This window comes from Mycobacterium sp. E2462, assembly GCF_001672685.1.
Lineage (GTDB): Bacteria > Actinomycetota > Actinomycetes > Mycobacteriales > Mycobacteriaceae > Mycobacterium.
Window position 1 is genome coordinate 1 of sequence record NZ_LZKC01000439.1, and the last position, 10,738, is coordinate 10,738.

8 protein-coding genes and 1 pseudogene are annotated in these 10,738 nt (G+C 70.0%); 5 read left to right on the top strand and 4 right to left on the bottom strand.

Annotated elements, in window-relative coordinates; genetic code table 11:
- Nucleotides 1–2,677: ATP-dependent RNA helicase HrpA (gene hrpA, locus A5714_RS22510; protein ID WP_068289064.1), on the top strand; the 2,677-nt coding region annotated here is incomplete at its 5' end.
- Nucleotides 2,678–2,882: 205 nt separating this feature from the next.
- Entirely contained in the window at nucleotides 2,883–3,863 is a 981-nt protein-coding gene (locus A5714_RS22515; RefSeq protein ID WP_156747452.1) for a hypothetical protein, read from the top strand.
- Between the two features lie 6 nt (nucleotides 3,864–3,869).
- Here A5714_RS22515 and A5714_RS26765 read toward each other — a convergent pair whose 3' ends face one another.
- On the bottom strand, nucleotides 3,870–4,040 hold the full coding sequence (locus A5714_RS26765) for a hypothetical protein (protein ID WP_197502938.1): 171 nt from the start codon (nucleotides 4,038–4,040) through the stop codon (nucleotides 3,870–3,872).
- Between the two features lie 177 nt (nucleotides 4,041–4,217).
- Here A5714_RS26765 and zwf point away from each other — a divergent pair, with 177 nt between their 5' ends.
- The gene (gene zwf / locus A5714_RS22520; RefSeq protein WP_068289052.1) at nucleotides 4,218–5,720 is read left to right on the top strand and encodes a glucose-6-phosphate dehydrogenase; all 1,503 of its coding nucleotides are present in this window, start codon (nucleotides 4,218–4,220) and stop codon (nucleotides 5,718–5,720) included.
- Here the strand turns inward: zwf and A5714_RS22525 are convergent.
- Complete coding sequence (locus A5714_RS22525; RefSeq protein WP_068289056.1) at nucleotides 5,717–6,643, bottom strand: class I SAM-dependent methyltransferase; 927 nt, start codon at nucleotides 6,641–6,643, stop codon at nucleotides 5,717–5,719. The genes zwf and A5714_RS22525 overlap by 4 nt on opposite strands.
- Nucleotides 6,644–6,762: 119 nt before the next feature.
- Here A5714_RS22525 and A5714_RS22530 point away from each other — a divergent pair, with 119 nt between their 5' ends.
- On the top strand, nucleotides 6,763–7,638 hold the full coding sequence (locus A5714_RS22530) for a CoA ester lyase (protein WP_068289059.1): 876 nt from the start codon (nucleotides 6,763–6,765) through the stop codon (nucleotides 7,636–7,638).
- 168 nt (nucleotides 7,639–7,806) lie between these two features.
- Entirely contained in the window at nucleotides 7,807–9,042 is a 1,236-nt protein-coding gene (locus tag A5714_RS22535) for an osmoprotectant NAGGN system M42 family peptidase (RefSeq protein ID WP_068074173.1), read from the top strand.
- A 5-nt stretch (nucleotides 9,043–9,047) separates the two neighbouring features.
- On the opposite strand, the gene A5714_RS22540 is transcribed toward A5714_RS22535, so the two are convergent.
- Complete coding sequence (locus A5714_RS22540) at nucleotides 9,048–10,505, bottom strand: aldehyde dehydrogenase (protein WP_068289061.1); 1,458 nt, start codon at nucleotides 10,503–10,505, stop codon at nucleotides 9,048–9,050.
- A 93-nt stretch (nucleotides 10,506–10,598) separates the two neighbouring features.
- A pseudogene (locus A5714_RS22545) lies at nucleotides 10,599–10,738 on the bottom strand (SAM-dependent methyltransferase); the annotation flags it as partial.

Here is a 10,738-nt window from a genome sequence, read left to right on the forward strand (position 1 = left end):
CCCGGGGGTGTGCATCCGGCTGTACGCGGAGGACGACTTCGCCGCCCGACCGCGCTACACCGACCCCGAGATCCTGCGCACCAACCTCGCGGCCGTGCTGCTGCAGATGGCGGCCTTGCAGCTGGGGGACGTCGAGCTCTTTCCCTTCCTCGACCCACCGGACCGGCGCAGCGTCCGGGACGGCGTGCAGTTGCTGCAGGAACTCGGGGCCTTCGACGCCGGCGGGGCGATCACCGACCTCGGCCGCCGCCTGGCGCGGCTGCCCGTCGACCCGCGGCTCGGCCGGATGATTCTGCAGGCCCAATCCGAGGGGTGCGTGCGCGAGGTGCTGGTGCTGGCCGCGGCGCTGACGATCCCCGACCCGCGTGAGCGTCCACACGACCGGGAAGAGGCCGCCCGCCAAAAGCACGCCCGCTTCACCGACGAGCATTCGGATTTCCTGTCCTACCTCAACCTGTGGCGGTATTTGCGTGACCAGCGTAGAGCATTGTCGGGCAACGCTTTTCGTCGGATGTGCCGCGAGGAGTTCCTGCATTACCTGCGCGTGCGGGAGTGGCAGGATCTGGTGGGGCAGCTGCGCAGCGTGGCCCGCGATCTGGGCGTCGTCGAGGAGACCGGCGAACCGGCCGACCCGGGCCGCGTCCACGCGGCGGTGCTCGCCGGCCTGCTCTCCCACATCGGGATGCGCCGCGAGGACGACCGGGATTACCTGGGCGCCCGCAACTCGCGCTTCGTCCTGGCGCCCGGGTCGGCGCTGAGCAAGCGGCCGCCGCGCTGGGTCGTGGTGGCCGAGCTGGTCGAGACCAGCCGCCTGTACGGCCGGACCGCGGCGCGCATCCAGCCCGAGGCCGTCGAGCGGATCGCGGGCGAACTGGTGCAACGCAGCTACAGCGAACCGCATTGGGACGCCAAGCGCGGCGAGGTCATGGCGTACGAGCGGGTCACCCTCTACGGCCTGCCGCTGGTGGCGCGCCGCCGCGTCGGCTACGCCGGCGTCGACCCGGTGGTGGCGCGCGAACTGTTCATCCGGCATGCGCTCGTCGAGGGGCAGTGGCAGACCCGGCACCACTTCTTCGGTGACAACGCGCGCCTGCGGGCCGAGGTGGAGGAGCTCGAGGAGCGGGCCCGCCGCCGCGACCTGCTCGTCGGCGACGAGGAGATCTTCGCGCTCTACGACGCCCGCATCCCCGCCGACGTGGTCTCCGCCCGGCACTTCGACGCATGGTGGAAAAAGCAGCGCCACCGCACCCCCGACCTGCTGACCTTCACGCGCGAGGACCTGCTGCGCTCGCCCGACACCGCGGACGCCGAACGGCCGGACGCCTGGCAGGCCGGCGACGTCGCGCTGCCCTTGACCTACCGGTTCGAACCCGGCGCCGCGGACGACGGTGTCACGGTGCACGTGCCGATCGACGTGCTGGCGCGCCTCGGCGGCGACGAATTCGCCTGGCAGGTGCCGGCCCTGCGCGAGGAACTGGTCACCGCGCTGATCCGCTCGCTGCCCAAGGATCTGCGCCGCAACTTCGTCCCGGCCCCCGACACCGCCCGCGCCGTGCTGGCCCACATCGACCCGGCGGGCGAACCCCTGCTGCCGGCGCTGCAGCGCGAATTGCGCCGCCGCACAGGGGTTGTCGTTCCCCTCGAGGCGTTCGGACTCGACAAGCTGCCGCCGCATCTGCGGGTGACGTTCGCCGTCGAGGCCACCGACGGCACGGAGGTCGACCGCGGCAAGGACCTGGCGGCGCTGCAGGAGCGGCTCACCACGCCGGCCCGCCGGGCCGTCGCGCAGGCGGTGGCGGCTGAGCTGGAGCGCACGGGCCTGCGCGGGTGGCCGGACGACGTCGACGAGCTGCCCCGTGCGGTCGAGCGCACGATCGACGGGCGCACGGTGCGGGGGTACCCCGCCCTCGTCGACGCCGGGTCTTCCGTCGAGCTGCGGGTGTTCGCGACGCCGGCCGAGCAGGCCCGGGCGATGGGACCCGGCACGCGGCGGCTGTTGCGGCTCAGCCTGCCGTCACCCGTGAAAGCCGTTGAGCGCCAACTGTCCCCGCGCACCCGGCTGGGGCTGGGCGGCAACCCCGACGGGTCGCTGTCGGCGCTCATCGAGGACTGCGCCGACGCCGCGGTGGACGCGTTGGTGCCAGAACCCGCGTGGACCCGCGCCGGCTTCGCCGCGCTTCGCGACAGGGTCGCGACGGCCCTGGTGCCGCAGACCGTCCAGGTTTTGGGACGCGTCGAAGACGTGTTGGCGGCCGCACAGCGGGTCCGCCTCGCGCTGCCCGCACAGGCGCCGCCCGACCAGCAGGAGGCGATCGCCGACATCCGCGCCCAGCTCGATCGGCTGTTGCCAACCGGTTTCGTCACCGCCACGGGTGTCGGCGGTCTCACCGACCTCACCCGCTACCTGACCGCGGTCGGCCGCCGCCTCGACCGGCTGCCGCACGGGCTACAGGCCGACCGCGAACGCCTGCAGCGGGTGCGGGCCGTGCAGGACGCCTACGCCGAACTGCTCGCGACCCTGCCCGCGGCGCGCAGGGCGGCCGCGGAGGTGCGCGACATCGGACGACAGATCGAGGAGTTGCGGGTGAGCTTGTGGGCACAACAGCTGGGCACGCCCCGCCCGGTCAGCGAACAGCGCATTTACCGCGCGATCGACGCGGTACGCGACCACGCCTGAGCGCCCGCTCAGCCGCCGATAGCGTTGCACCTCAAGGCCTTTCGCAGCCCCACCGTTCTGCCCGGTGCCACCACCGCCCCCGGGTAGGCCGGGCCCGCGACCGCCGCGCCCGCGGCGCCCGGCGGGTTGCGACCAAACGACGGCTCGCGGCGACCGCCGGGGTGTAACGTGCCGGTGTTCGCTCATCAATTCCCAGGAAGCACTCATGGTGGACATCCCAAGCGACGAACCGGCCGAACCGCCGCTGGAGTGGGCAGAGGCGCAGCCGCTGCTGCGCCCGGTGCTGCGGCCGCAGAGCTACGTCAACCACCTGGTCAACAACGAGGCACAGCCCTGGGTGCGCCAGGTATTGCCGTTCATCAGCGAGTTGGTGGTGGTGGACCTGCCGGACGCGCGCGCCATGGTCACCCCGCAGGAGACCACCGCGTGGGGGATCAGCGGCGAGCAGGCGTTCGCCGTCGCCCGGGAGAACCTCACCGCCCGCCAACAGACGTTCGCGCCGGGCGAAAGGTTCCTGTTGCGGGACGCCGACGGCAGCTCCTACATCGATTCGATGATCCTGGCCACCGGCTGGCTGGGCTCCCTGTCCGTCCCCGGCGGCCCGCGACCCCTGGTGTTCTTCCCCGGCGACGGCGCGTTGCTCCTGGGCACCGACGCCCCCGACGTGGCCCCGGAGCTGTTCTCGATCGCCGAGCAGATGTACCGGGACGCCTCCGTGCCGATCTCCCCACAGGGCTACACCTTCGAGGGCAGCACCATCGTGCCGTTCGACCAAGCCGGCCCGCACCCGCTACGTGACCTGGCGCTGCGGGCACGAACGATCTTGGCCGCCAACGAATATCGGCAGCAGACCGAGTTTCTTCGGGAGCACTACGAGCGCGAGATGTTCCCGCAGTACGTCGGCGCGGCGCGCATCGTCGAGACGTCCTGGGGGATGCGGACCACCGCGGTCTGGGGGCAGGGCATTCCGTGGGAGTTGCCGCAGACGGACTACGTGACGTTCCTGGCCGGCGACCCGGCCAACGTCTCCGACACGTTCTCGGTACCGTTCGCCACCGTGGTCGACGTGGTGGGCATCCTGCCCGTGGTCGGGCTCAACCCGGTGAGGTACCGCGCCACCGAATGGCCGACGCCCGACGCGCTGGCGGCGCTCAAGGCGCACACCGTCACCCTGCACAACGCCTGAGCGGCCTCAGTCCGGCGGCTCGTTCTCCGAGCCGCGGGTGGCGGTGTTCTCGCGCTCGCTGGGCTTGCCCGGCACGTCCGCGGCCTCCCGGTCGTCGGCGACCTTCTCCTCGAGTTCGTCGACAATGTTCTCCAGCTGCTGAGCGCGGCTCACGGGGTCTTCGTCGGGTTTTGTCATATCGCCTTCCTGGAGTGGCAAGGGCACGGATCCCACCGCTGAAATCCGCCGCCATCCCATACCCCGCCGCAACGCGGGTAATCGGATTGCGACGGACGTCGCAGTGCACCCGCCGTGCGGAACGGCGAGACGCCGAACGACGAGACATAGCGGCGCGGCAATGGAAGTATCGCAGAGGTGGCCACCCAGAAACCGCAGACCATCTCGTACCCGGCTCCCGACCGACGCCCGCACCGCCACCAGGCCGACCCGCTCGACCCGCACGTCATCGTCCTCTTCGGCGCCACGGGTGACCTGGCCAAGCGCAAGCTGCTGCCCGGCCTGGCTTACCTGGACCAGTCCGAGCTCGCCCCCGACATCCAGATCGTCGCCACCTCGCTGGAAGACCTCAGCGACGACGACTTCCGCGACCTGGCCAAGAAGGCGATCGACGACTTCGGCACCCACAAGCTGACGCCCGAACAATGGGCCAACTTCGAGAAAATCGTCACCTACGTGCCACAGGGCGCCGGACCTCAGGCGCTGGCGGATGCGGTCGCCCAAGCCGAGGAGAATCTCGGCGGCGACAACGTGCGCCGCCTGCATTACCTGTCGGTGCCGCCGAAGGCGGCGCGCGACGTCATCACCATGCTGCGCGACGCGAAGCTGGTCGAACGGTCGCGGGTGGTCATGGAGAAGCCGTTCGGGACGGACCTGTCCAGCGCGGTCGCCCTCAACGATTTCGTGCACGAAACCTTCGAGGAATCCCAGATCTTCCGGATCGACCACTTCCTGGGCAAGGAGGCCGCGCAGAACATCCTGGCGTTCCGATTCGCCAACGGCCTGTTCGAGCCGATTTGGAATCGCAACTTCATCGACCACATCCAGATCGACATCCCCGAAGCCCTCGGGCTGGACCAACGCGCCAACTTCTACGAGGAGACCGGCGCGTACAAGGACATGGTGGTCACCCACCTGTTCCAGGTGATGGCGTTCGTGGTGATGGAGCCCCCGACGGCGCTCGAGCCGTTCGCCATCAGCGAGGAGAAGAACAAGGTCTTCCGCTCCATGCTGCCCATCAAGCCCTCCGACGTGGTGCGCGGGCAGTACTACGGTTACCGCGAAGAGAACGGCGTGGCAAGGGATTCCGACACCGAGACGTTCATCGCGCTCAAGGTCGGCATCGACAACTGGCGCTGGGCCGGGGTGCCCATCTACCTGCGCACCGGTAAGAAGATGGCCGAGGGAATCCGGGTGATCTCGATCGCCTTCAAGGAGGCTCCCCGCACCATGTTCCCGCCGGGTTCGGGCGTGGGGACGCAGGGCCCGGACCACCTGACCTTCGACCTGGCCGACAACTCGAAGGTGTCGTTGTCGTTCTACGGCAAACGCCCCGGCCCGGGAATGAAGCTGGACAAGCTGTCGATGCAGTTCTCCTCGCAGGAGATCGACACCGTGGTCGACGTCCTGGAGGCCTACGAACGGCTGATCCTCGACGCGATGCGCGGCGATCACACGCTGTTCAACACCGCCGAGGGCATCGAATCCCTTTGGGAGCGTTCAGAACAGCTGCTCGAGGACCCGCCCCCGGCCAAGCTCTACCAGCCGGGCACCTGGGGCCCCAACGCGATTCACCAGCTCATCGCGCCGAACGCGTGGCGCCTCCCGTTCGAGCGGGGCTGGCGGGAATCCAAGCGCTAACCTTGCAGTTCGGCGGTCAGATAGCTGATCGCCCGCCGGAAGGAAGCCAGAATCTCGTTGTCCGGCAACACGAATCCGTAGCGGTCATACAACTGCTCGGTGGGGAACTGGGTGACGCGCCAGCCGGTGGCGCTCAGGTGATCGGCGGCGGGCGGACGGGCGCCCAACCACACCAGTTCGGCCACGTCGACGTCGAGGCCGTGGTCCCGCCAGGCCGCGCGCATCGACCGGGCGCGTTCGTCGGTGAAAACGCCCATGTCGGTGATGTTTTCGGTGGCCAGCCGGCTGCCGGGCGCGCTGAGCGCGGTGATGCTGTTGAGCAGCCGGTCCTGGGCCTCGGGCGGCAGGTAGGGGAGCAGGCCTTCGGCGATCCAGGCGGTGGCCGCCGTATCGTCAAAACCGTTGTCCCGCAGGGCCTGCGGCCAGTCGTCGCGCAAGTCGATGCTCACGGTGCGCCGCTGCGCGGTCGGCTCGGCGCCGATCCCGGCCAGGGTCTCGGTCTTGAAGGCGATCACCTCGGGCTGGTCGACCTCGAACACCACCGTGCCCTGCGGCCAGGCCAGTCGGTAGGCGCGCGCGTCGAGCCCGGCGGCCAGGATGACGGCTTGGCGCACGCCGTCGGCCGTCGCGGCGCCGAAGAAGTCGTCGAAGAAACGGGTCCGCACCGTCATCTGCTCGGACCGCTGCCGCAGCGTCATCGGCATGTCGTCACTGTCGAGGGGGACCTGCCCGTCGAGCATCCGCGTGAAGAATGGGTGACCCACCGCGCGCACCAGCGGCTCGGCGAACCGGTCGTCGAGCAGCGGCTCCGGCTGCCGCGAGGCCAGCGCCCGCGACGCCGCCACCATGGTGGCCGTCGCACCGACGCTCGAGGCCAGGTCCCAGCTGTCGCCCTCGCTGCGTGCCGTTCCGGACGATGACATCGATTCCCCTTCCTGCGCGTTGCGGCCCCGCGGCCGTCGAGATCGACGCTAGCGCGGCCCGGCCCGAAACGGCACCACGATAACGTCGGTCTCGACGCCACGAGGAGAAAGCACACTTCATGACACCGAGCCTGCGCCCCCGCCGATCGGCCCTCTACCTGCCCGGCAACAAGCCGCGGGCGCTGGAGAAGGGGCAGAGCCTGCCCGCCGACGTGCTGGTGTTCGACCTCGAAGACGCGGTGGGACCGGACGCCAAGGCCGAGTCGCGGGCCGCGGTGTGCGAGGCGGTCCGCACCGGCAGCTATGCGCCCCGCGAGGTCGTCGTGCGCATCAACGGCCTGGGCACCGAGTGGCACGAGGACGACCTGGCGGCGGTGGCCGGTTCGGCAGCGCACGGCGTGCTGGTGCCGAAGGTCGAAGGCGGCGAACAGGTCCGGGCGTTGGCCGCGTCCCTCGACGCCCTGGGCGCACCGGAGTCCTTGCACCTGTGGGTGATGATCGAAACGCCCAAGTCGTTTCTGCGTGCCGAGGAGATCGCATCGGCCAGCGAGCGGCTCGCCGCGCTGGTCATCGGCACCAACGACCTGGTCAACGACCTGCACGGCCTGCACGTGCCGGGCCGGGCGCCGATCGCCGCCGCGCTGTCGCTGGCCGTGCTGGGGGCGCGGGCGGCGGGCAAGGCCGTGCTGGACGGGGTGTTCAACGACATCACCGACGAAGCGGGGTTTCGCGCCGAGGCCCGGCAGGGCCGGGAGATGGGGTTCGACGGCAAAACCCTGATCCACCCGTCCCAAGTGGGCCCCGCCAACGCGGTCTTCGGCCCCTCGGAGCAGGAACTCGCCCACGCACGCAAGGTCGTCGCCGCCTACGACGAGGCGCGGGCGGCGGGCACCAGTGTCATCACCGTCGACGGCCGCATGATCGAGAGCCTGCACGTGCGCGACGCCCAGCGCATCCTCGCGCTCGCCGAGCGCATCCTAGAACTCGAGTCCTGACCGGCGGGCGCGGTTGCGCCGCCCCGGCGCCGGCTGCACAGTCGTAACCGGGGACGTTCCCCCATCGCGAACAGGTGAGACCGCCGCGCCGCGAGAACCCGGGCCGACCGGTCGCGGTCGGCTACACGGTAGGTTGAACGCGGTTTCGACGACCCGAGAGGAGATGACGTGGGCCCAACCGCGGCCATGGCCGAGGCCGACCGCGCGTGGATGATCGACACGCTGCTCGCGCTGTTGCAGACCCCGAGCCCGTCGGGGCGCACGGACGCGGTGATGCAGTTGATCGGCGACATCTTCGACGACTTCGGGGTGCCGTTCACGCTGACCCGGCGCGGCGCGCTGACCGCCGAATTGGCCGGCGAGTCGCGGACCACCGACCGGGCGGTGGTGGTCCATTCGGACACCATCGGCTGCATGGTGCGCGAGCTCAAGGACAACGGCCGCCTCGAGCTGGTGCCGGTCGGTACCTTCTCGGCGCGCTTCGCCGCGGGGGCCCGCGTGCGCATCTTCATCGACGACCCCGACGAGTTCATCACCGGCACCGTGCTGCCGCTGAAGGCCAGCGGGCACGCGTTCGGCGACGAAATCGACACCCAACCCACGGGCTGGGAGCACGTCGAGGTACGCATCGACCGCAAGGTGTCCTCCCGGGAGGACCTCGTCCGGCTGGGCCTGCAGGTCGGCGACTTCGTCGCGCTGATCACCAGTCCGGAGCTCACGGCCGACGGCTTCATCGTCTCGCGCCACCTGGACGGCAAGGCGGGCGTGGCCATCGCGCTCACGCTGGCCAAGAACTTCGCCGAGAACAAGGTGCTGCTGCCGCACCGCACCACGATCATGGTCACCATCACCGAGGAGGTCGGCCACGGGGCCAGCCACGGCCTGCCCGCCGACGTCGCCGAGCTGGTGTCGGTGGACAACGCGGTGTGCGCGCCCGGCCAGCATTCCCTCGAGGACGGCGTGACGATCCCGATGGCCGACATGCACGGACCGTTCGACTATCACCTGACCCGCAAACTGTGCCGGCTCGCGCAGGAGTGCGGAATCCCGTTCGCGCGCGACGTTTTTCGCTATTACCGGTCGGACGCCGCGGCGGCCATCGAGGCGGGCGCCAACACCCGCGCGGCGCTGGTCGGTTTCGGACTCGACGGCAGCCACGGGTGGGAGCGCACCCACATCCAATCGCTGGAGGCCGCGTACAACCTGCTGCACGCCTGGCTGCAGACGCCGTTGACCTTCGCCAAGTGGGACGCCAAGCCGACGGGCAGCCTGCGCGACTTCCCGTCGTCGAAGCAGCCCGCCCCCAGCGAGCGGTGGGTGCCGTTGTCCCGCGGGGACTACGAGCTGCCGGGCGATGCTTCACCGGGCACGCACTGGCCGCCCTCGGAGGGGCCGCAGGCGTAGGCCCGCTACAGCTGCGCCCAGACGATCTTGGTCTGCAGGTAGGTCTCGAGCCCGGCCTTGCCGGATTCGTGGCCCCAGCCGGACTGCTTGTATCCGCCGAACGGCATGGAGTGGTCGTACTGGAACTGGCAGTTGAGGCCCACGGTCCCGGCCTTGATCCGCTTGGCCAACCGGTGGGCGCGGCCGAGGTCCTTGGTCCACACGGTCGCTGCCAGCCCGTAGGAGCTGTTGTTGGCCAACGCGACGGCTTCGTCCTCGTCGTCGAACGGCAGGATCGTCACGACGGGGCCGAAGATCTCCTCCTGGAAAAGCCGGCTGGAGTCCGGGTCCACGTTGGTCACCACCGTCGGGTGCACGAAGAACCCCTTGCGGTCCAATCGGTAACCGCCGGTGACGAATTCGGCGCCCTCGGCCCTGCCCTGCTCGAGGTAGCCGAGCACCCGGTCGAGCTGCTTTCGACTGATCAGCGGGCCGCTCATGGTGCCTTCCTCGTGGGGAGCGCCCATTTTCATGGCGTCGGCAATCGCCGTCATGCCCTCGACCACACGGTCATAGACGCTGCGGTGCGCGAAGATTCGCGACCCGCACACGCAGGCCTGCCCCGAGTGCACGAACGCGCCGAACGCCGCCAGCGTCAGGGCCTTCTTGACGCTCGCGTCGTCGAAGATCAACACCGGGGACTTGCCACCGAGCTCCAGGGTGACCTTGTTGAGGTTGCTGTCGGCCGCGGCGTGCACGATCGCCCGGCCGACTTCGGTGGAGCCGGTGAACGCGACCTTCTCGACGTCGGGGTGCGCGGTGATGGCCGCACCGACCGTATGTCCATAGCCGTTGACCAGGTTCGCCACCCCGTCGGGCACCCCCGCCTCGGCCAGCAACCGCATCAGGACCGACGCCGAAAGGGGCGTCTCCTCAGCGGGTTTGACGACGCTGTTGCAGCCCGCGGCCAACGACGGAGCCAACTTCGCGCAGAAATTGAACACCGGCCCGTTCCACGGGAAGATCAATCCGACCACGCCATAGGGCTCGCGCAGCGTATAGGTGTGCAGGTGCGAGTCGACACCGGTGAGGCCGCCGGTGTTGACGTCGCGGGCGATGCCGTCGATCTTGGTGCACCAGCCGGCGTAGTAGCGGAACCACTCCGAGCCGACGGCCACCTGCATCTTGGCCTGGGCCGGATACATGCCGGCGTTGAGCATCTCCAGCTCGGCCAGCAGCTCGGCGTTCTCGTCGATCAAATCGGCCATGCGCCATAGGATCTTGGCTCGTTCGTAGTCGGGTTTGCCCGACCACACCCCGGACTCGGCGCTCGCCTTCGCACGCGCGACCGCCTCGTCGACGGCGTCCGCGCCGCAGTCGGCGAATTCGGTGATCTGTTCCTCGGTCGCCGGGTCGAAGACCGGGATGACGTCCCCGGTGCCGCGGCGGTTGCGCACCTCGTCCAGCACAGCTTGCACCGACATGCCTGACCTCCTCGTCGAGGGATGCGGCCGAAGTTACGCGCTTAACCTCTCGCTGTCTACGGCATCGACGCGCGCCGCGGGCAAGCGCCGCGCTTAGCCGCCGCGGGCGATCCGATCCGCGCGCCAGCACCGCGACTGCATGGGGACGTCGATGGTCTGCGCCCCGGGAAACCGGTCGGCGAGGACGCCGCGGGCGTTGGCGAGCCGCCGGTCACGGTCCTGCGGGTCGGCGA

What these genes read in the sequence shown, in the direction of transcription:
- A5714_RS22540 (WP_068289061.1), bottom strand. Translation starts at nt 10,505, where the DNA reads ATGTCGGTGCAAGCTGTGCTGGACGAGGTGCGCAACCGCCGCGGCACC.
- A5714_RS22515 (WP_156747452.1), top strand. Translation starts at nt 2,883, where the DNA reads ATGGTGGACATCCCAAGCGACGAACCGGCCGAACCGCCGCTGGAGTGG.
- A5714_RS26765 (WP_197502938.1), bottom strand. Translation starts at nt 4,040, where the DNA reads ATGACAAAACCCGACGAAGACCCCGTGAGCCGCGCTCAGCAGCTGGAG.
- A5714_RS22525 (WP_068289056.1), bottom strand. Translation starts at nt 6,643, where the DNA reads ATGTCATCGTCCGGAACGGCACGCAGCGAGGGCGACAGCTGGGACCTG.
- A5714_RS22530 (WP_068289059.1), top strand. Translation starts at nt 6,763, where the DNA reads ATGACACCGAGCCTGCGCCCCCGCCGATCGGCCCTCTACCTGCCCGGC.